Origin of the sequence: Pseudonocardia broussonetiae (genome assembly GCF_013155125.1) — a bacterium.
Lineage (GTDB): Bacteria > Actinomycetota > Actinomycetes > Mycobacteriales > Pseudonocardiaceae > Pseudonocardia > Pseudonocardia broussonetiae.
The window spans coordinates 5,493,909-5,513,118 of sequence record NZ_CP053564.1 but is presented as its reverse complement, the minus strand read 5'-3'; the positions used below and the strand labels follow the sequence as shown (position 1 = coordinate 5,513,118).

General features: G+C 73.8%; 19 protein-coding genes. 13 read left to right on the top strand and 6 right to left on the bottom strand.

Going from position 1 to position 19,210, the window contains the following annotated elements; translation table 11 throughout:
• Positions 1-108 precede the first annotated feature (108 nt).
• Genes HOP40_RS26705 through HOP40_RS26695 form a run of 3 tightly spaced genes read left to right on the top strand, consistent with a single transcriptional unit; the run spans position 109 to position 1,504 of the window.
• Positions 109-402 (top strand): hypothetical protein, encoded by a 294-nt coding sequence (locus tag HOP40_RS26705; RefSeq protein ID WP_172163532.1) that lies wholly within the window; start codon positions 109-111, stop codon positions 400-402.
• Positions 390-1,235 carry a DODA-type extradiol aromatic ring-opening family dioxygenase gene (locus tag HOP40_RS26700; RefSeq protein WP_172163529.1) on the top strand — a complete coding sequence of 282 codons (846 nt, stop codon included), beginning with the start codon at positions 390-392 and terminating at the stop codon, positions 1,233-1,235. Before HOP40_RS26705 ends, HOP40_RS26700 begins: the two co-directional genes overlap by 13 nt.
• Positions 1,232-1,504, top strand: a complete 273-nt coding sequence (locus HOP40_RS26695; RefSeq protein WP_172163526.1) for a hypothetical protein — start codon at positions 1,232-1,234, stop codon at positions 1,502-1,504. Before HOP40_RS26700 ends, HOP40_RS26695 begins: the two co-directional genes overlap by 4 nt.
• Before the next feature lie 15 nt (positions 1,505-1,519).
• Here HOP40_RS26695 and HOP40_RS26690 read toward each other — a convergent pair whose 3' ends face one another.
• Positions 1,520-2,554: an extracellular catalytic domain type 1 short-chain-length polyhydroxyalkanoate depolymerase gene (locus HOP40_RS26690; protein ID WP_172163523.1), complete on the bottom strand. Its 1,035-nt coding sequence runs from the start codon at positions 2,552-2,554 to the stop codon at positions 1,520-1,522.
• A 20-nt stretch (positions 2,555-2,574) separates the two neighbouring features.
• Entirely contained in the window at positions 2,575-2,970 is a 396-nt protein-coding gene (locus tag HOP40_RS26685) for a CopG family transcriptional regulator (RefSeq protein ID WP_172163520.1), read from the bottom strand.
• 139 nt (positions 2,971-3,109) lie between these two features.
• Between HOP40_RS26685 and HOP40_RS26680 the strand changes: the two genes are divergently transcribed.
• The 7 genes from HOP40_RS26680 (at position 3,110) to HOP40_RS26650 (ending at position 9,732) form a co-directional block, all read left to right on the top strand.
• Positions 3,110-3,943 (top strand): shikimate dehydrogenase family protein, encoded by an 834-nt coding sequence (locus HOP40_RS26680; RefSeq protein WP_172163517.1) that lies wholly within the window; start codon positions 3,110-3,112, stop codon positions 3,941-3,943.
• A complete protein-coding gene (locus HOP40_RS26675; RefSeq protein ID WP_172163514.1) occupies positions 3,943-4,974 on the top strand; it encodes an MBL fold metallo-hydrolase in 1,032 nt (343 codons plus the stop codon). The genes HOP40_RS26680 and HOP40_RS26675 overlap by 1 nt, the downstream gene beginning before the upstream one ends.
• Positions 4,971-6,320, top strand: coding sequence for an NAD(P)/FAD-dependent oxidoreductase (locus tag HOP40_RS26670; protein WP_172163511.1), 1,350 nt, complete (start codon positions 4,971-4,973; stop codon positions 6,318-6,320). The genes HOP40_RS26675 and HOP40_RS26670 overlap by 4 nt, the downstream gene beginning before the upstream one ends.
• A gap of 232 nt (positions 6,321-6,552) precedes the next feature.
• A complete protein-coding gene (locus tag HOP40_RS26665) occupies positions 6,553-7,944 on the top strand; it encodes an MFS transporter (RefSeq protein ID WP_172163508.1) in 1,392 nt (463 codons plus the stop codon).
• A 72-nt stretch (positions 7,945-8,016) separates the two neighbouring features.
• The gene (aroQ, locus tag HOP40_RS26660; protein WP_172163505.1) at positions 8,017-8,502 is read left to right on the top strand and encodes a type II 3-dehydroquinate dehydratase; all 486 of its coding nucleotides are present in this window, start codon (positions 8,017-8,019) and stop codon (positions 8,500-8,502) included.
• Positions 8,499-8,669: a hypothetical protein gene (locus HOP40_RS26655; RefSeq protein WP_172163502.1), complete on the top strand. Its 171-nt coding sequence runs from the start codon at positions 8,499-8,501 to the stop codon at positions 8,667-8,669. Before aroQ ends, HOP40_RS26655 begins: the two co-directional genes overlap by 4 nt.
• A gap of 16 nt (positions 8,670-8,685) precedes the next feature.
• Positions 8,686-9,732, top strand: a complete 1,047-nt coding sequence (locus tag HOP40_RS26650) for a Gfo/Idh/MocA family protein (RefSeq protein ID WP_172163499.1) — start codon at positions 8,686-8,688, stop codon at positions 9,730-9,732.
• A 28-nt stretch (positions 9,733-9,760) separates the two neighbouring features.
• Here HOP40_RS26650 and HOP40_RS26645 read toward each other — a convergent pair whose 3' ends face one another.
• From HOP40_RS26645 to HOP40_RS26635, 3 genes are all read right to left on the bottom strand, one after another.
• Positions 9,761-10,000 (bottom strand): hypothetical protein, encoded by a 240-nt coding sequence (locus HOP40_RS26645; protein ID WP_172163496.1) that lies wholly within the window; start codon positions 9,998-10,000, stop codon positions 9,761-9,763.
• Positions 10,001-10,122: 122 nt separating this feature from the next.
• The gene (locus HOP40_RS26640) at positions 10,123-10,605 is read right to left on the bottom strand and encodes a DUF3043 domain-containing protein (protein WP_172163493.1); all 483 of its coding nucleotides are present in this window, start codon (positions 10,603-10,605) and stop codon (positions 10,123-10,125) included.
• Entirely contained in the window at positions 10,602-12,512 is a 1,911-nt protein-coding gene (locus HOP40_RS26635; protein WP_172163491.1) for a bifunctional sugar phosphate isomerase/epimerase/4-hydroxyphenylpyruvate dioxygenase family protein, read from the bottom strand. Before HOP40_RS26635 ends, HOP40_RS26640 begins: the two co-directional genes overlap by 4 nt.
• A gap of 128 nt (positions 12,513-12,640) precedes the next feature.
• Between HOP40_RS26635 and HOP40_RS26630 the strand changes: the two genes are divergently transcribed.
• Positions 12,641-14,368: a PHA/PHB synthase family protein gene (locus HOP40_RS26630; RefSeq protein WP_172163489.1), complete on the top strand. Its 1,728-nt coding sequence runs from the start codon at positions 12,641-12,643 to the stop codon at positions 14,366-14,368.
• A gap of 3 nt (positions 14,369-14,371) precedes the next feature.
• On the opposite strand, the gene HOP40_RS26625 is transcribed toward HOP40_RS26630, so the two are convergent.
• A complete protein-coding gene (locus tag HOP40_RS26625; protein WP_172163487.1) occupies positions 14,372-15,190 on the bottom strand; it encodes an IclR family transcriptional regulator in 819 nt (272 codons plus the stop codon).
• A gap of 212 nt (positions 15,191-15,402) precedes the next feature.
• Between HOP40_RS26625 and HOP40_RS26620 the strand changes: the two genes are divergently transcribed.
• A complete protein-coding gene (locus HOP40_RS26620; protein ID WP_172163485.1) occupies positions 15,403-16,362 on the top strand; it encodes a LysR family transcriptional regulator in 960 nt (319 codons plus the stop codon).
• A gap of 71 nt (positions 16,363-16,433) precedes the next feature.
• A complete protein-coding gene (locus tag HOP40_RS26615; RefSeq protein ID WP_172163483.1) occupies positions 16,434-19,193 on the top strand; it encodes a LuxR family transcriptional regulator in 2,760 nt (919 codons plus the stop codon).
• The last annotated feature ends 17 nt before the right edge of the window (positions 19,194-19,210 follow it).

The window sequence follows — 19,210 nt, the reverse complement described above, 5'->3', positions numbered from 1 at the left end:
CGCCGGCGGCCCCCGACGGCAGCGGCTCTCACTGGTCGGAAGAGCGCTGTCCGGACGTGGGACGGGTGCCGGGCGCCGTGTCAATCTGCCTCGGGGAAGGGAGCCGCGATGAGCAACTACCAGCTCCACCGCCTGGTCTACGACTGGGTCCGGGCCGGTGAGGTGAACAGCGCCGCCGGCGGCGACGGCCGGCAGGGGTTCGACGCCTCGGGCTACGAGCTGACCGACGACGAACGCAAGGCCTTCGACACGAAGGACGTGGCCGCGCTCTACCAGCTCGGGCTGCACAGCGTGCTGCTCAACCGGTTCTGCCGGGCCGCGGGGTTCGCCCGCGACGACTACCGCAAGCTCCTCGAACCGTTCGGGGAGAAGGAGGAGAGGAGGGGCCGGTGGCAGAGATAGTCCTCGCCTACTGCGCCTCGCACGCCCCGATGATGTCCTCGGCGCGGATGGCCGCGCCCGAGGAGCAGCGCAACAACTTCTTCGGCGCGCTGGAGTACGTCAAGGCCGAGGCCGTCGCGCGCGACGTCCAGGCGTGCGTCGTGCTGTCCAACGAGCACTTCACGAACTTCTTCCTGGAGAACTTCCCGCAGATCTGCATCGGGGTGGGGGAGAAGAACTGGGGGCCGACCGAGGAGTGGCTGCCGATCGACAAGGTGTGGATCCCCGGCCACGAGGGCCTGGCGAACCACATCGCCGAGCAGACGCTGCGCTCGGGCTTCGACCCCGGCTTCTCGCACCTGCTCGAGCTCGACCACGGCATCATGACCGTCTACTACGAGCTCGACAACGACATGCGACTGCCGCTCGTGCCCATCGTGCAGAACTGCGCGGTGCCGCCGCTCGTGCCGGTGCGCCGGGCCTACGAGTTCGGCAAGGCCCTCGGTGACGCCATCCGCTCCTACACCGGGCTGGAGCGGGTGGCGGTCGTCGGAGCGGGAGGACTGTCGCACTGGATCGGCACCCCGCGGGTCGGGGACATCGAGGAGGACTTCGACCGCTGGTTCCTGGAGCGCCTCGAACGCGGGGAGCTGGAGCAGATCCTCGACATGCCCGACGAGGAGATCGAGCTGGCCGGCAACGGCAACCACGAGATGCGCAGCTGGCTGGCCGTCGCCGGCGCCGTGGCGCCGATCAGGGCGACCAAGCTCGCGTACGAGCCGGTGTACCCGTGGATCACCGGCATGGCCGTGGCGCACTGGGAGACCCGACAACAGGAGGAGACAGGCACATGAGCACACCACCGGACACCGGCGACCTCGAGGCCACCGCCGAACGCGTCAGGAAGCTCTCCGAGCAGGTCATGGCGAAGGCCAGGGAGAACGGCCTCGCCTGGCTCGAGGGCTACGAGCGCCTCCTCACCACCATGCTCGACTTCGAGGAGCAGGCGGCGAAGAACACGGGCGTCGACTGGGCCACGAAGCTCGCGACGACCCACGCCGACTTCGTGAGGCAGACCTCCGAGGTGGTCCTCGGGACGCTGCGCAACCAGCTCAAGTCCTGACCCCGCCGGGGACGCCTACCGCCCGCGGGCCAGGAAGAAGGCCACCATCGCGGCGGAGGCGTCGGGACCCTGCGGGTCGGTGTGGGTGCCGGCCGGATCACCGCCGGCCCACGCGTGGCCGCCGCCGTGCACCGTCCAGCTCTCGGCGATCACGCTGCCCGCGGGATCCCGGACGACCGTGAGCGTGGCCGGGCGGCGTCCCGGCTCCGCGACCCGTGTCGCGGTGGGCGTGCCCGCCCGGCGCGACGCGACCAGCCGCTGCGCGTTGACCGGGGCGACCAGCCGGTCGGCGTCCCCGTGCACGACGATCAGCGGGACGTCGGCACCCGGCCGCGAAGCGCCGCCGGTGCGCATCGCGCTGAACGCGGACATCGCGTCGTGGGCGCAGCCGAACGCGAGCCCGGAGTGCACGCCGACCGCCGCGTAGACGTGGGGATGGGTCGCCGCCATCACCTCGGCCATGGCCCCGCCCGCCGAGAGGCCCGCGACGTAGGTGCGAGCGGGGTCGCCGCCGTGCTCGGCGAGCACCCGGGCCGTGATGCCCGCGATGATCGACGGCTCGCCGGAGCCCGCGCGCTGGTCGGCGGGGGAGAACCAGTTCCAGTACCCGCCGGAGTTCGCGGAACGCGACTGCTCGGGATAGGCGACCAGGAACCCGTGCTCGTCGGCGAGCGCGTTCATGCCGGTTCCCGCCGCGAAGTCGGCGGCGTCCTGCGAGCCGCCGTGGAGCATCACCAGGAGCGGGCGCGGCCGTCCGGTGTGACCGGGCGGGACGTAGAGGTCGAACTGCCGCGTGCCGGCGGCCTCGGTGTGGTGGAGCCGCACGGTCTCGCCGGCTCCCGGGGATGCGGGTCGGCCCCTGCCGCCGCGGGCCCGGGGTGCACCGCTCCCCATGACGGCGCGCAGCCGGTCGGCCACGGCGGTGGGCAGAGCCGACGGCAGGCCGGCCGGGCCACCGGAGTTCTGCAGCACCGCCACCGCCTCGGCGAGCCGTCCGGAGCGGGTCAGCCGCAGTGCTTCGGGCATGGCGGTGCCGTAGTGGTGTCGCATGGGGTTCCTCTCGGAGAGGGTCAGGTGGTGCGGGTGGCCAGCGCGGCCTTGACGGCCCGCGGCGCGCGGAAGGCCCCGAGGACCTCCACCCGGACGATGGTCGCGAGCGCGAGCTCGGGATCGACGTCGTCGGCGATGGTGGCGAGCCCCAGCACCCGGAGCTCGATGGTGCGGCCGGTGTCCCGGAGCTCCTCCAGCTCGCGGCGCGTGACGTGCTGCGAGCCGAGCACGAGGGTCCGCCGCGCCACCGTGTCCGACACGGCGACCGCGGTCACCTCGAGCTGACGCCGGATCGCCGTGCGGATGAAGTCGGTGCGGTTGGTGTAGAAGCCCTCGTCGACCAGCAGGTCGATCTGGCCGAGGTCGACCGGACCGAGGTTGATGGTGATCTTCTCGGTCCTGTCCACCTCGGCCATGCCCCCGACGCTACACGCCATCCCGTGGGATGGCGAGTGGATGGTGGGCGACGCCGGCGTCTTCCCACTGGACAGGAAGGGCCCCGGCGCCACCGGCGCGGGGACCACGATGGGTCGACCGGAGCACAGGAGGATCGTCATGATCAGCGGGAAGACGACTCTGATCGCGCACATCGGCTACCCCACGTTCGCGTTCAAGGCGCCCCTGATCTACAACCCCTGGTTCGAGAAGAACGCCATCGACGCGGTGGTGGTGCCGATGGGTGTGAAGGCCGAGGAGTACCGCGAGCTGTTCCCGCTGCTCTTCCGCATGTCCAACATCCGCGGGGCGCTGGTGACGATGCCGCACAAGGTGGTGACGTGCGAGCTCGTCGACCAGCTCACGCCGATCGCCGCGGTGGCGGGCGCCACCAACGCGGTCCTGGTCCGCGACGACGGGTCGCTGGTGGGCGACCAGTTCGACGGGGCCGGCTTCGTCCGCGGGGTGCAGCGCAAGGGGTTCCCGCTCGACGGCGCGCGCGCGCTCGTCGTGGGCAACGGCGGGGTCGGGTCGCCGATCGCGGCGTCGCTGGCCGCCGCGGGCATCGGCTCCATCGGGCTGTTCGACCCGCACACCGCGGCGTCGGAGGCGCTCGCCGGCCGGCTCGCCGAGCACTTCCCGGACCTGGAGATCGGCATCGGGTCGAAGGACCCCGAGGGCTACGACCTCGTCGTCAACGCCACGCCCCTGGGCATGAACGACGGCGACCCGCTGCCGGTGGACGTCGACCGCATCGCACCGAGCACCTTCGTCGGCGAGGTCGTCATGAAGCAGGAGATCACGCCGTTCCTCGCCGCCGCGCGGGCCAAGGGGTGCCCGATCCAGGTGGGCAGCGACATGCTCTTCGAGATGATCCCGGCCTACCTGGAGTTCTTCGGCTTCGGCACGGCCACACCGGAGGAGCTCCGCGCCGTCTCGCAGATCCCGGGCTGATGCGTGCCGCGGCGCCCGAGGTGACCGAGGTGGCGCCGGGCGTGCACCGGCTGGCCCTGCCCCTGGGCATCCACGGCGTCCCCACCGTGAGCGCCTACCTCCTGCACGACGACGACGGCGACGTGCTCGTCGACTGCGGTGTCGCCGCCGGGGGCGCGGGGAGCGGGGTGGACGACCCGTGCGGCGCGCTCACGGTCGCGCTGCGGGCGGCGGGGAGCGCGCTCGACCGCGTCCGGCGCCTCGTCGTCACCCACGCCCACATCGACCACTTCGGCCTCGCGGGCGAGGTGGTGCGCCGCAGCGGCGGCGAGCTGTGGATGCACGAGGCGACCCAGCTCGACATCGAGAAGTACGGGGACCCGGCGGAGGCGGTGGACCGCCGCGAGCTGATGCTGGCCGACCACGGGCTCTTCGGCCCGGAGCTCACGGCGAGCTCCCGGGGCCTGCAGGACTGGATGCCGGTGATGCCGTCGGTCGGGTGGCCGGACCGGCTGCTCGTGGGCGGCGAGCGGTGCGTCGCGGGCGGACGGGAGTGGCAGGTGGTCCCGACCCCGGGGCACTCGCCGGGACACGTCTGCCTGTGGTCGCCGCAGGACCGCATCCTGTGCTCGGGCGACCACCTGCTCCAGGTCGTGTCGCCGCCCGTCACCTTCGAGCGCGGCTTCGAGCGCGATCCGATGGGGTCCTACCTGGAGTCGCTGGAGCGCGTCGCGGAGCTGGAGCCCGAGGTCGTGCTACCCGGGCACGGACCGCCGTTCCGCGACGGCGCACGGCGGGCGCGCAGGATCGCGAGCGGCAAGCGGCGACGGCTCGACCAGGTGCGGGAGCTGGTGGACTGCCGGGAGCGCACCGCCGTCGAGATCACCGCGGTGTTCTTCCGCGGCGAGCTCACCGGAGCGCAGCGGCACTTCGCCGTGGCCGAGGTCCTCGCCGACCTGGCCTGGTTCGAGGCGCGGGGGTCGATGACGAGGACGCGGCGCCCGGACGGGGTGTTCGTGTGGCGGACGGCCGACCAGGAGGTCGCACCATGAGCGAGGAGCAGCGGCACCGGGTCGTCGTCGTCGGCGGCGGCTTCGGTGGTCTCAACGTCACGAAGGCGCTCGCGCACGCGGACGTCGACGTGACGGTGGTGGACCGCACCAACCACCACCTCTTCCAGCCGCTGCTCTACCAGGTGGCGGCCGGGATCCTGCCCCCCGGTCTCATCGCGCCCGCCCTCCGCGGCGTGATCAGGAAGCAGAAGAACGCGCGGGCGCTGCTGGCCGAGGTGACCGACCTGGACCTCGACGCGCACGTGGTGCGGGCGTCGGGCCCCGACGGGCGCCCGCTGGAGCTGCCCTACGACACGCTCGTCGTGGCGGGCGGGGCCACGCACTCCTACTTCGGGCGCGACGAGTTCGCGCGGTACGCGCCGGGGATGAAGACGGTCGAGGACGCCCGGCACCTGCGCGACCAGATCCTGCTGGCGTTCGAGATGGCCGAGCTGGCCACCGACCCGCAGGAGCGCGCGGAGTGGCTCACGTTCGTCGTCATCGGGGCGGGCCCGACCGGGGTGGAGCTCGTCGGGCAGGTCGCGGAACTCGCGCACACGGTGCTGCCGCAGGACTACCGGGCCGTGGACACGCACGAGGCACGGATCCTGCTGCTGGAGGGGGCGGGCGCGGTGGTCCCGCCGTTCGCCCCGAAGCTGCAGCGCTACACGCAGGGGCGGCTGGAGGCGATGGGCGTCGAGGTCCGGCTGCACTCCCTCGCCGTCGGGATGGACGGCGAGTCGGTCACCCTGAAGGGCCCCGACGGGGAGGAGACGATCCGCACGCGCACCCGGATCTGGGCCGCCGGGGTGCAGGCGTCACCGCTGGCGGCGCAGCTCGCCGAGCGCACCGGGGCCGGGACCGACCGCGCCGGGCGCATCGAGGTGAACCCCGACTGCACCGTGCCGGGCCGGCCCGAGGTGTTCGCGATCGGCGACATGGTGTCGCTCGACGGGCTGCCCGGCGTGGCCCAGCCGGCGATGCAGGAGGGCAAGTACGTCGGGAAGCTGATCAAGGCCAGGCTCGCGGGTGACGAGCGAACGGCGCCCTTCCACTACTTCGACAAGGGGTCGATGGCCACCATCGGGCACCGCGCCGCCGTGGCCGACGCCTTCGGGATGAGGTTCACGGGCGTGCTGGGCTACACCATGTGGGGGTTCGTCCACGTGCTCTACCTCATCGGCTGGGGCAACCGCCTCGGCACGGTCTACACGTGGGCGCGCGCCCTGACGTTCTCGCACAGCCGTGGTCACCGGATCATCACGTTCGAGCAGGCCCACGAGCGGGCGTTCCGCGGGCCCGGACCGGTGGAGGCGCCGGTGCGGGGCCCGAGCCGGGCGGGCTGACGCGACGGCGCGCGGGAGCGGGGATGCACGGCCGGGCCGGACGGGGGGCCCCGTCCTCGGCGCCCGCCGCAGGTGCAGCACCTGCTGCCGCCCGGCGCGGCCCCCGAGTCGTGACGCGCCCGTGCCACCCAGCGGAAAGCAGCAGGGGACTCGTTGACCGTGTGGGCGGCGAAGACTGCACTGTCACGACAGCCGCCGTGGGTGACGCGGGGCCCCGCCGTCAGGAGGTCGCATGAAGGACGAGATCAGGGAGCCATCGGGCTCGCACGAACCCGCGGAGTACGTGAAGCAACCGAAGAAGGCGGCGGCGAGCGGCTGGATCGGCAGCGCACTCGAGTACTACGACTTCTTCATCTACGCGCAGGCCGCGGCGCTGGTCTTCCCGAACATCTTCTTCGCGAAGACGGACCCCCAGGTCGCCATCGTCGCGGCGTTCGCGACGTTCGGTGTCGGCTACGTCGCTCGGCCCATCGGCGCCTTCGTGCTCGGGCACCTGGGCGACACGCACGGCCGCAAGAACATGCTCGTGCTCTGCATGATGATGATCGGCGTCTCGACGCTGCTGGTCGCCTTCCTCCCGACCTACGACCAGGTCGGGATCCTCGCCCCGACGCTCCTGGTGATCCTGCGACTGATCCAGGGCTTCGCGGTCGGCGGGGAGATCTCCGGCGCGAGCGCGATGATCATCGAACACGCGCCGTTCGGCAGGCGCGGGTACTACGGCAGCTTCACGCTGCAGGGCGTGCAGGCCGGCCAGGTGCTCGCCGCGGCCGTGTTCCTGCCGCTGTCGGCCGCGATGTCGCCCGAGGCCTTCCAGTCCTGGGGCTGGCGCATCCCGTTCCTGCTCAGCGTGTTCGTCGTCATCGCCGGCATCATCATCCGCCGCCGCGTGAACGAGACGCCCGCGTTCCAGGAGGAGGCCGCCCACGGCGAGCTGCCCAAGGCGCCGATCGTGCAGGCCGTCAGGGAGAGCGGCTCGGACATGCTCCGGGTGGTCTGCATGGCCCTGATGAACGTCGTCCCGATCACCGTGAACACCTTCGGCGCGACGTTCGCCACGAACGAGTCCTACGGCAACGGCTTCTCGACGACCACGTACCTGTGGATCTCCGTGACGGGCAACATCGTCGCGGTGATCCTCATCCCGTTCGTCGGCAGCCTGTCCGACCGGATCGGGCGGCGCCCCTGCATGATCGTCGGGGCGCTGGGTTCGGGCGTCATGGGGTACCTGTACCTCTACGCGATCGACTCGGGGAACACGGTGCTCGCCTTCGTCAGCGCCCTGCTGATGTGGGGTGTCGTGTACCAGGGCTACAACGCCACGTTCCCGGCCTACTACCAGGAGCTGTTCCCGACCCGCACCCGCGTCACGGCCTTCGCCGTCTCGCAGAACCTCGGCACCCTGATCACGGCCTTCCTGCCGGCGATCTTCGCGCTGGTGGCGCCGCCGGAGTCGAACGTCCCGCTCATCGTCGGCAGCCTCTGCCTCGGGATCGCCATCATCGCCGCGGTCGCCGCGTACAGCGCCCGGGAGACGCACCGCCTGCACATGAACGACCTCGGGGTGAAGGGCACGACGCCGGTGCCCAAGGAGGAGTACGACCGCATCCGCGCGTCGGCCTGACCCGTGACCGGCCCGGCCGGGCAGGCCCGCCCCGCCTGCCCGGCCGGACCATCCGCACCCGGAGGTGCCCGCATGACGTCCGTGCTCGTGCTCAACGGCCCGAACCTCAACCTGCTCGGCACCCGCAAGCCGGAGGTGTACGGGACGACGACACTGGCCGACGTCGAGGAGATGTGCCGCAAGACCGCGGCCGAGCTCGGGCTCGAGGTGGTGTTCCGCCAGTCGAACCACGAGGGGCAGCTGATCGACTGGATCCACGAGTGGGGAGGCGAGGTGAAGGCGGGGCGATCGATCGGGGCCGTCTACAACCCGGGCGCCCACACCCACACCTCGATCGCGCTGCACGACGCCATCGAGGGGGCCGAGCTGCCGGTGGTCGAGTGCCACATCTCGAACGTGCACCGCCGCGAGGAGTTCCGGCACCACTCCTTCATCTCGCCGGTCGCAGCGGGCATCATCGTGGGGTTCGGCGTGCACGGCTACGTGCTCGCACTCCGGGGCCTGCACCAGCTGGCGCCGGCGGCACGGACGGAGGTCGGGTCATCCAACTCTTCATGAGCTGCGGCACGCTCGTACTGGGCCTGGTGCTCGCGCTGGTGCTCGACTCCGGCCCGGAGTTCGGGCTGTTCGGATGGGTCGTCGCGGCGCTCGGGGCCGTCGGCGTCGCCCTGCACTTCCTGATGCCCGCGTCCGCGCGGTCGTCGACCAGGCGACGCCCCTCCTGAGCCGGGAGGTGCGGGGATGAGCCGGGTGCGGATCGCGGTGGCGGGCGCGGGGCTGATCGGGAAGCGCCACATTGAGGAGATCGACGGGAGCCCGGCCGCCGAGCTGGCGTCGATCGTCGACCCCGGTCCGGCCGGCCCGGAGCAGGCCGAGAAGTACGGGGTGGCGCTGCACGCCTCGCTCGCCGAGGCGTTCGCCGCCGACCGGCCCGACGGCGTCATCCTGGCGACGCCGAACCGCCTGCACGTCGACGGCGGGCTGCAGTGCGTGGCCGCGGGCGTGCCGGTGGTCGTGGAGAAGCCGATCGGCGACAGCGTCGAGGCCGCGACGCGGCTCGTCGAGGCGGCGGAGGCGGCGGGGGTCCCGCTGCTCACCGGCCACCACCGCAACTACTCCGCGATCATGACGGCGGCCCGGTCGGTGGTCGCGAGCGGCGTCCTGGGGCGGATCGTCGCGGTGAGCGGCACGGCGCTGTTCCACAAGCCCGACGACTACTTCGAGGCCGGTGGTGGCTGGCGGCGCGAGCCCGGCGGCGGGCCGGTCCTGCTCAACCTCGTGCACGAGGTGAACGCCCTGCTCGCGCTGGTCGGCGACGTCGTCCGGGTCCAGGCCGTGACGTCGTCCGCGACGCGGGGGTTCCCGGTGGAGGACACGGCGGCGATCCTGTTCACGTTCGCGAACGGGGCGCTGGGCACCTTCCTGCTGTCCGACACCGCCGCATCGGCCCGCAGCTGGGAGCACACCTCGCGCGAGAACTCGGACTACCCCACGCACGCCGACGAGGACTGCTACCACATCGCGGGCACCACGGGATCGCTGTCGATCCCGACGATGCGGGTGCTCGAGTACCGCGGGAGCCGCTCCTGGTACGAGCGGTTCCACGCCTCGCGGGTGAGCCTGCAGCGGACCGACCCGCTGGCCGCCCAGATCGCGCACTTCGCCGCGGTCATCCGCGGCGACGCCCGGCCGATCTGCAGCGGGCGCGACGGGCTGCGGACCCTGCAGGTGGTGGACGCCGTCCTGGAGGCCGCGCGCACCGGGCTCCCCGTCGAACCGGCCGCCTGACCGACCCGGCGGGACGGGCCGCCGCGGCTCAGGGCGTCGGGACCGTGATCGTGCGGGGACGCAGGCGCCAGGACAGCCACAGCACGGCGGAGTCGACCCAGCGGGCCACCGCCACCGCCTGGGCCGCGGAGGCGTAGCCGGGGGTGCGGGGGTCGACCCCGGACAGCTCCCGGACGAGGTCCGCGCTGTCGAGGGCGTTCTCGGTGCCGACCCGCAGCAGGGTGTCGCTGACGCGTTCGCGGAGGTCGGGTCCTGGACGGGTGGGCATGGTCGCTCCCGGGGTCTGGAGTCTCGGCAGGGGTGTGGCCGGAGCCGCAGGTGCCGACACAGCGCTGGGGAGCAACCCGGGACACCGTCCCGGACCCGAGGATAGACCCGGTCGCCGGCGGGTCAGGGCGCGACGCGGGGGACCGGCCGCCGCATCCGGCGCGGACGGTGGGCCCGCATGAACGCGTACCAGCCCGTCCGCAGGCCGCTGACGTGGGTGTTCGGGAACTGCAGGCGGGTCATCCGCACCACCTGCGCTCCGAGGACCATGGCGTCGGTCACCACGACGGCCAGTGCGGCCAGGCCCACGGTCAGCAGGATGCTCCGCAGCTCCGACGGCGGGCTCTGCCAGGAGATCAGCGCGCAGGCGAACGCGGGCATGAACAGGCCCACGAGCCGCCGCCGGGCGTCGACGACGTCCCGGACGTAGGCGCGGACCGGTCCCCGGTCGCGCACGGCCAGGTGCTCGTCCGCCGTGCTCCGCCCGGTCCGGTCGGCCGGCTGGAGCCGGACCGCGGCCCGCTCCCGGGTGCGGGGGGTGGCACCGGTGGTCCGGTGCGCCCCGCGGCGGTTGCGCGGCGGCGGGCGCCGCCCGGTGCGGGTCACCGGTCTCCCGCCCGGGCGCGCTGACGCCGGTGCGCGGCCATCCGGACCGGGCCGTTGAGCTCGCCGTACCCCGCGTACCCGGCGACCCGCTGCACGACCTCGAAGAACACGCGGCCGCCCAGCACCTCGGTGTAGAAGTGCAGGAACTCGCCGTCGGCGTCGCGGTCGAGCAGCACGCCCAGCTCGCGCATCCGGGCCAGCAGGTCCGGCGGCGGGGCGAGGCGGGCGTCGAGGTCGTCGTAGTAGTTGTCCGGGATGTCGAGCACGGGGGCGCCCGCCGCGCGGGCGGCGCGCGCCACGGCCAGCACGTCGTCGGTGGCGAACGCGACGTGCTGCGGGTCCGTGACGGCGGGCCCCCACTCGCCGCGACGCAGCACCGACACGCTCAGGCACAGCCGGACGGTGCGCGCGGCGTCGCTGACCGCGCGGTTGCGGACCAGTCCGAACGGGGCCGCCACCTCGGAGGCGTGCTGCGTGCGGAGCCCGAGCAGCCCGCGGTAGAACAGCGCGGCCTCGTCGAAGGAGTCGAACGGCTGCGTCAGCGCGACGTGGTCGATGTGCGTGATCCCCGCGTCGCCGGCGTCCGTCCCGGTGCCGGTCGGGACGAAGTCCGACAGCCAGCTCGTGGCGTCGTCGGCACCGGTGCGGCAGAAGAAGACCTCGGTGCCGTCCGGTGCCGCCACGGCGGACAGGTCGGCCTCGGCGGGCCCGTGCGGCTGCGGGTGGGCGGGGGCGAGCAGGGCCTCCGCGCGTCGCAGGGCCGCGCCCGGGTCGGCCGTCTCGACCCCGATCGCCGCGACCGCGGCACCCGGCCGTCCGGAGGCGTTGACCAGGACCGTCGCCGCACCGTACCGCCACAGCTGCACCGGCTTGGAGCGGTGCTGCCCGGAGTGGGTGAACCCCAGCGCCGCGAGGGTCGCGGCCAGCGCGGGAGCGCTCCCGGCGTCGACGGCCAGCTCGGCGAACGCGTACCCGCGCAGGGTCGGCTCCGGGGGCAGGGCGGTCGACGCGAGCGTTCCGCGCACCGCGGGCGGCACCCGGTCCGTGGTCGCCTCGGCCAGCGCGAGCAGCGACCGCCGTGCGTCGACCGCGGTCCGGCGGGGGTCGGACTGGCGGAACACGTCGTTGAAGACCTCGAGCGACAGCGGCCCGTCGTACCCGGCGCTGAGCACGTGGCCGAGGAACGCGGGCAGGTCGAACGTGCCCTGGCCGGGGAACAGCCGGTGGTGGCGGCTCCACTGCAGCACGTCCATGTCCAGCATCGGGGCGTCGGCGAGCTGGAGGAAGAACAGCTTGTCGGCGGGGATGTCGCGGATCCCGGCCGGGTCGGAGCCGCGCGAGAGGATGTGGAAGCTGTCCACGCACAGCCCGAGTGCCGGGTGGTCGGCCCGCCGGACCACCTCCCAGGAGCGCTCGTAGGTGTTCACCTCGCGGCCCCAGGCGAGCGCCTCGTAGGCGACCCGGATGCCGCGGGCGGCCGCGCGGACCGCCAGCCGGTGCAGCTGCTCGGCGATCCGGTCGTCCTCGGCCACGGCCGTCGGGATGCACGACGAGCACACCAGCACCAGGTCCGTGCCGAGCTGCTCCATCACGTCGAACTTGCGCTCCGCCCGCCGGAGGTTGGCCTCGACGACCTCGGGGCGGACGTCGTCGAAGTCGCGGAACGGCTGGTAGAGGTCGATCGACAGCCCCAGGTCGGCGCACCGGGAGCGCACGGCGGCAGGCGACGACGAGGACGCGACCAGGTCGGGTTCGAAGATCTCCACGCCGTCGAAGCCCGCCGCGGCGGCGGCGTCGAGCTTGTCCTCCAGGGTCCCGGAGATGCAGACGGTCGCCAGCGCCGTGCGGACGTGCGTGGCCGGTCCGGCCGGTTGCGGTGCCGCCGTCGGGCGGGCGGAAACGGTCATCGTCGCCCCCAGGGGTGTCGTCCCGTCCAGGGTGACGGCGGGCCGGGCGGGGGCGCCACGCCCCCGGCGGGGGTTCCGACCAGCGGGAGAACCACGCTCCCGGGGTCCGCGCCCGTGACGATGGGGGCATGTCGCAGGAACCGGTGCACGCCGCACGTGAGATCGCCGAGCGCGCCGCGGGCGTGCTGGGGCCCGAGTCCGGGCTGGTGGAGGACATGGACGCCGCAGGGCTCGGCGGCGCGCTCACCCGGGCCCTGCGCTCGAGCCTGTGGAGCCCCGCGGTACCCGCCCGGGCCACCCTGCGGCTCGCGGGCGACCTGGCCCAGATCCCGCTCGTGGCGACGACCCGGTTCCTCGGCGGCACCAGTGAGCCCCCGTTCGAGGTGGACGCCAGGGACCGGCGCTTCGCCGACCCGGCGTGGAGCACGAACCCCGTCTACTACTCGGTGCGGCTCGCCTACCTCGCCGCGTGCCGCTTCGCCCGGGACGTCGTGGGGTCCTCGGCGGTGGAGGCCGACGCCGCCCGCAAGGCGGTGCTCGCGATGGACCTGCTGCTCGACGCGCTGGCACCCACGAACTTCCTCGCCACCAACCCCGCCGCGCTCAAGCGCGCGTTCGACACCGCCGGCGCCAGCCTGGTCAAGGGCGCGCGGACGTTCGTCGACGACCTGCTGCACAACGGGGGCCGCCCGCGCCAGGTCGACACCAGCGGGTTCACCGTCGGGGGCAACCTGGCGGCGACGCCCGCGAAGGTCGTCTTCCGCAACGACCTGATGGAGCTGCTGCAGTACGAGCCGCAGACCGAGCAGGTGCACGCGGCGCCGCTGCTGTGCAGCCCGCCGTGGATCAACAAGTACTACGTGATGGACCTGGCGCCGGGCCGCAGCTTCATCGAGTGGGCGGTGCAGCACGGTCGCACGGTGTTCGCGATCAGCTACCGGAACCCGACGGCGGACATGTCCGGCACCACCCTGGACGACTACCTCGTGCACGGCCCGCAGACCGCCCTCGACGTGATCACCGAGATCACCGGCGCCGACACCGTCGACATCGTGGGACTGTGCCTGGGCGGTGCGCTGACGGCGATCACCGCGGCGTACCTGACGCAGGCGGGGGACGACCGCGTGGGCACGCTGACGCTGCTCAACACGATGCTGGACTACGCCGACCCCGGAGCGCTCGGCACGTTCACCGACCGGGAGACGGTGGACAGGCTCGAGAGGAAGATGCGGAAGGAGGGCACGCTCCCGGGCGCGTCGATGGCCGGCACGTTCGACGTCCTGCGCGCCAACGACCTGATCTTCAACTACGTCGTGTCCAACTGGTTGATGGGGCAGGACCCGCCCGCGTTCGACATCCTCGCCTGGAACGCCGACAGCACGCGGATGCCCGCCGCCATGCACGCGTTCTACCTGCGCAACTTCTACCTCGACAACAAGCTGGCCACGGGGCAGCTGGAGATCGCGGGGCGGACGATCGACCTCGGCGCGATCAAGGCCCCGACCTACGTCGTGAGCGCGATCAACGACCACATCGTGCCGTGGGAGTCCGCCTACAAGACGGTCGGGATGGTCAGCGGACCGGTGCGGTTCGTGCTGGGCAGCGGCGGGCACATCGCCGGCATCGTCAGCCCGCCCGGGCCCAAGGCGTGGCACATGGTGACCGAGACCGAGTCGGCGCTCCCGCCGACCGGCTCGGCGTGGCGCAGCGCCGCCGAGCGCCGCAGCGGGTCGTGGTGGGAGGACTGGACGCGCTGGTCCGAGGCGAGCTCCGGGCCGCTGCAGGCGCCGCCGCGGACGGGCAGCCAGGAGCACCCGGTGATCGGCGACGGCCCGGGGACCTACGTCCTGGAGTGAGCGTCACGCCCGCTGCGGCACCGGAGGTTCGAGGTCCGCCGTGCTCGGCGCCGGCAGCACGGAGCGCTCCGGGCGCCCGGCGAGCTCCCGGGACAGGCTGCGGGTGGCGATCGACAGGGCCGCCATGACCGGTGACACGTCGTGCCCCAGGTCGCGCACCGTCAGCTCGATGGCGGCCACCACCTCGCCCCCCACCCCGAACACGGGCATCGCGACCCCGGACGTGGAGGCGTCCAGCTCCCGCCGGGTCATCGCGACGCGGGTGAGGCGCGTGACGGCCAGCGCCCGGCGGAAGCGGTCGGGCGAGGTCACGGTGTGGGCGGTGTAGGGACGCAGTCCGCGGATGATGGCCATCTCGACGGTGCTGGCGGGCGAGAACGCCAGCAGCGCCCGACCCAGCGCGGTGGGGTGCGCGGGCAGGGTCGCGGCCGCGGAGAACGCGGTGACGGGTCGCTGGCCGGGTTCCTTCTCGATGTAGGCCACCTCCAGCTCGCGCAGCACCCCCAGCCGCACCCGGCAGCGGGTGGCCGCCGCGAGGTCCTCCAGCACGCAGGGAGCCCGTTCGGGGATGCTCGGCGCGCAGGCCTCCGCGGCGCCGATCACGCGCAGCGGCAGCCCGGCCCGGTAGTGGCCGTCGTCGGTGCGCTCCAGCAGCCGCCACGACGCGAGCTCGGACGCGAGCCGGTGGGCGGTGGAGATCGGGAGACCGGCGAGCCGCGCGATCTCGGTGAGGGAGTGCTCGCTGCCCTCGGTGAACGTCATCAGGATCGAGGTGATCTTGCTGGTGACGGACCGTCCCGGCTCGGTCGAGTTGCCGGCCATGTCGCTCTCCTCATCGTCGTGGAGACCGTCCACTCGGACGTGTGATCGAACTCACCGCCCAGCCAACACGGATCGGCTGCCCCGTAGCAGAGCGTGCTTCGGAGGATCCGATGCGTAAATCGGATGGACTACCCACGGCCTGGGGTTTGGAACAACGGAACCAGGGTCGTGCACTGGGGCGGACCCCGGGCCGCGGCCGGATGATCGCGGGCATGGAGCTCGACTGGCTGGAGACGTTCCTCGCGGTGGTGGACCGCGGGGGGTTCACCGCCGCGTCCGAGCAGGTCCACCGCTCCCAGTCCCGGGTGAGCGCCCACATCGCCGGTCTGGAGCGCGAGCTCGGCGTGCGGCTCGTCGACCGCAGTCGCCGCCCCGCCACCGTGACCACCGCGGGGCGGGTCTTCGCGCGCCACGCCCGGGAGATCGTCGCGGGAGTCGGGAGCGCCCGGGCTGCCGTGGGTGCTCTGCGGGCCATGGACCAGGAGTCGCTCGTGGTGCTGACGACCCCGTGCATCGGCACGGCGCTGTTCCCCGGCGTGATCGAGGCCATGAGCCGCGACCACCCCGGCGTGCGGGTCACGCTCGCCGAGCAGAGCCGGCACGACGTCGAGCGCAGGTTCCCCGCCGACGGCGTGGTCGTCGCCGTGCTGCCGACCCTCGGCCACCCGCTGGCCCCCGGTCTCCGGGAGCGGGTGCTGTGGCGCGAGAGGATGCAGATCGTCGTCGGGGCCGACCACCCCCTCGCCGGTGGCGGTCCCGTGACGCCGGACCGCCTCGTCGCGCACCCGCTGGTCGTCGCGGGCACCGCCGCGGAGGCCCCGGCGGAGGTCCTCACCCTGCTGGCCGCGGCGGGACTCGCCGTGCAGCCCCGCGTCTGCGTCGACGCCCCGCAGTCGCTCGTCGCGATGGCCCGGGCCGGGGTCGGGGTCGGGGTGGCCAACGCGGTGGCGCTGCAGCACGCCGACACGCGTGGCCTCGTCCTCCGTGACGTCACCGCCCCGGACTTCGTGCGCGAGGTGGCGGCCTACTGGTTCGAGGTGCTCGTCAGCACCGACGTCGGGCGCGCCCTCCTGCAGACCGTCCTCGACGCCCCGCTGCCGCGCGGTGCCGACGCCGTGGCGACGCGCCCCGCGTCCGTCCGGCGGGATGGTGCAGGGCCGTTCCAGCGGTAGGATCCGGTCCTGCCACCTCGCGACGCCGGCGCCCGTCCCCGGGCGTCGTCGCGGCCGTGCCGGAGGACCGGATGTCGCTGTTCGTCGGCCGAGGGCCCGAGCTGGAGGCCCTGCGGGCGCGGCTGGCCGAGTCGATGGCCGGGAAGCCGCAGGTCGTGCACATCGAGGGCCCCGCGGGCATCGGCAAGACCGCGCTGATCGAGCAGTTCCTCGGCGGGCTGGACCCCGCCCCCGTCGTCGTGCGCTCCAGCGGGGAGGACACCGAGTCCCGCCTCGCCTACGGCGTCGTCGAGCAGCTCGCGCGGTCGGCGGGCGAGGCCGGCGCGTCGCTGCTCGAGTCGATGCCGGGTGCGGCGTCGCCGGTCGAGGATCCCGTGCGGGTGGGCACCCGCCTCCTGGACCTCGTCGACCGGCTCGGGTCCGGCCCACCGGTCGTCGTCGTCGTCGTCGACGACGTCCACTGGGCCGACCTGCCCTCGGTGCAGGCGCTCGTGTTCGCCTTGCGCAGGCTCGTCGCCGATCCCGTCCTGACGCTGCTCGCGGTGCGCGACGACTCGGTCGCCGGGCTGCCGGAGAGCCTGCGCCGCCTCGTGACGGGGCACCGGGGCAGCGTGCTGCCGCTGCGCGGTCTCGACGCCGCCGACCTGCGGGCGCTCGCCGCGGGGATGGGCATCGGCGAGTTCGCGGCGCGTGCGGCCGAACGGCTGTGCGACGGCACGCAGGGCAACCCGCTGCACGCCCGTGCGCTCCTGGAGGAGTTCCCCCCCGCCCGCTGGGGTCCCGCGGAGCAGCCGCTGCCGCCGCCGCGGTCGTTCCGGATGCTGGTGCGCGACCGGTACGAGGACTGCGGGGCGTCCGCGCGCCTGCTCGTCGACGCCGCCGCCGTGCTCGGGCCGCACAGCACGCTCGCCCGCGTCGCCGCGCTCGCCGGGGTCGAGCAGCCGCTCGCCGCCGTCGACGAGGCGGCGAAGGTCGGGATCGTGCGGCTGTCCTCGTCGAGCCCGCCGTGGACGGTGTCGTTCCCGCACCCGCTCGTGCGGGCGGCCGTGTACGACGAGCTCGGGCCGGCCCGCCGGCACGACCTGCACCTCGCCGCCGCCGGGCTCGCCGACGACGAGGCGGCGGCCCTGCGCCACCGGGTGGCCGCCGCCACCGACCCGGACGCGCGGCTGGCCGACGACCTGACCCGGTTCGCCGACGGTGAGGCCCACCGGCAGGCGTGGCAGAGCGCGGCCGCGCACCTGATCGACGCGAGCAGGCTGGTGCCGGACCCGGCGGAGGCGCGGATCCGGATCCTGCGCGCCGTGGTCTGGACGCTGCTGCGCGGCGACGCGACGACGGCCGCGACCTTCGGGCCGGAGATCGCGGCGTTCCCCCCGGGTCCGTTGCGGGACGCGGTGCTGGGCGGGCTCGCGATCGCCGCCGACGACCTGTCCTCCGCGGAGCAGCTCCTCGCGTCGGCGTGGGCATCGCGGCGTCGTGGCAGCGACGCCGACCACGAGGTGGACGCCGTCGTCGCCGTGATGACGGCGATCCACTCCTACGGCCGGCTCGACGCCGCGGCGACGGTCGTGTGGTGCCGCCGGGCCCTGGACGTGCTGCCGCCCGACGACACCGCGCTGCGCGCCGTCGCGCAGACCTACCTGCTGCACGGGCTGGGGTACGGCGGGTACGCCGCGGAGTCGTCGGCGGAGTCCGCGTCGGCCGACGAGCAGCCGCTCGACCGGGACCACCTCTGGCTGAACCCGCGGTCGGCCCGCGGCGTGCTCCGACTGGTCGACGACGACCTCGACGGCGCGCGGGCCGACCTGGTGTCCGTCGCGGCGGTCGCCTCGGAGCGGGGGATCCTCAACACCGCGGCGTTCGGCCTCGCCTACCTCGCGCGGGCCGAGTGGGTCGCCGGGGACTGGGACGAGGCCCTGGTGCACGCGGAGCGGGCGGTGGCGATCAACATGGAGTCCGACTTCGGCTTCATGCGGGCGGCCGTCGTCGGGATCGCGGCGCTCGTCCCCGCGGCCCGGGGCGACTGGGACGCGGCGGAGGGCTTCCTGGCCGGCGTGGTCGCCCGTCCCGACGGGTACGAGCGGTCCACCGTCGCGCTCGCGATGGCCAGGGCCCGCATCGGCGAGGCATGCGCGGATCCCGCCGCCGTGCTGTCCGCGCTCGAACCGGTGCGCCGCTTCGCGCACCGCGACGCCGTCGACGAGCCGGGCTTCTGGACCTGGCAGGACCTCTACTCGGATGCGCTCGTGGCGGTCGGCCGCGCGGAGGAGGCCGACGGGTTCCTCGTCCCGCACGAGGAGCTGGCGCGGCTCCGGGGCCGACGGTCCGCCCTCGGCCGGCTGGCCAGGGCGCGGGGCCGGATCGAGGCCGCCCTCGGCCGTCCCGAGCAGGCCGAGGCCGCCTTCGAGCGGGCCGTCGCCGCCGTCGAGGGTCGGGGACTGCCCTTCGAACAGGCGCGCATCGAGCTCGCGGCCGGGCAGTTCCTGCGCCGGGCCGGCAAGCGCAGGCGGGCCGCCGACCTGCTCACCGCCGCCCAGCGCCGCTTCACCGGCCTGGGGGCCAGACCCTTCGCGGAGCGCTGCGAGGCCGAGCTGGCCGCATCAGGGCTGCGACCGGCGACCGGGCCGGACCGCGACCGGGCCGGGCTGACCTCGCAGGAGCTGGTGGTGGCCCGGCTCGCGGCGGGGGGACGCAGCAACCGCGAGGTGGCCGACGAGCTGGTCGTCAGCATCAAGACCGTCGAGTACCACCTGCGCAACGCGTTCCAGAAGCTCGGCGTCAGCTCCCGCCGGCAGCTGCCGGACCGGCTCGCCGCGCTGGAGGCGTAGTTCCCGCTGCACGGAAG

Coding starts and splice junctions, on each gene's coding strand:
- HOP40_RS26705 (WP_172163532.1), top strand. CDS start 109: ATGAGCAACTACCAGCTCCACCGCCTGGTCTACGACTGGGTCCGGGCC.
- HOP40_RS26695 (WP_172163526.1), top strand. CDS start 1,232: ATGAGCACACCACCGGACACCGGCGACCTCGAGGCCACCGCCGAACGC.
- HOP40_RS26690 (WP_172163523.1), bottom strand. CDS start 2,554: ATGCGACACCACTACGGCACCGCCATGCCCGAAGCACTGCGGCTGACC.
- HOP40_RS26685 (WP_172163520.1), bottom strand. CDS start 2,970: ATGGCCGAGGTGGACAGGACCGAGAAGATCACCATCAACCTCGGTCCG.
- HOP40_RS26680 (WP_172163517.1), top strand. CDS start 3,110: ATGATCAGCGGGAAGACGACTCTGATCGCGCACATCGGCTACCCCACG.
- HOP40_RS26675 (WP_172163514.1), top strand. CDS start 3,943: ATGCGTGCCGCGGCGCCCGAGGTGACCGAGGTGGCGCCGGGCGTGCAC.
- HOP40_RS26670 (WP_172163511.1), top strand. CDS start 4,971: ATGAGCGAGGAGCAGCGGCACCGGGTCGTCGTCGTCGGCGGCGGCTTC.
- HOP40_RS26665 (WP_172163508.1), top strand. CDS start 6,553: ATGAAGGACGAGATCAGGGAGCCATCGGGCTCGCACGAACCCGCGGAG.
- aroQ (WP_172163505.1), top strand. CDS start 8,017: ATGACGTCCGTGCTCGTGCTCAACGGCCCGAACCTCAACCTGCTCGGC.
- HOP40_RS26655 (WP_172163502.1), top strand. CDS start 8,499: ATGAGCTGCGGCACGCTCGTACTGGGCCTGGTGCTCGCGCTGGTGCTC.
- HOP40_RS26650 (WP_172163499.1), top strand. CDS start 8,686: ATGAGCCGGGTGCGGATCGCGGTGGCGGGCGCGGGGCTGATCGGGAAG.
- HOP40_RS26645 (WP_172163496.1), bottom strand. CDS start 10,000: ATGCCCACCCGTCCAGGACCCGACCTCCGCGAACGCGTCAGCGACACC.
- HOP40_RS26635 (WP_172163491.1), bottom strand. CDS start 12,512: ATGACCGTTTCCGCCCGCCCGACGGCGGCACCGCAACCGGCCGGACCG.
- HOP40_RS26630 (WP_172163489.1), top strand. CDS start 12,641: ATGTCGCAGGAACCGGTGCACGCCGCACGTGAGATCGCCGAGCGCGCC.
- HOP40_RS26625 (WP_172163487.1), bottom strand. CDS start 15,190: ATGGCCGGCAACTCGACCGAGCCGGGACGGTCCGTCACCAGCAAGATC.
- HOP40_RS26620 (WP_172163485.1), top strand. CDS start 15,403: ATGGAGCTCGACTGGCTGGAGACGTTCCTCGCGGTGGTGGACCGCGGG.
- HOP40_RS26615 (WP_172163483.1), top strand. CDS start 16,434: ATGTCGCTGTTCGTCGGCCGAGGGCCCGAGCTGGAGGCCCTGCGGGCG.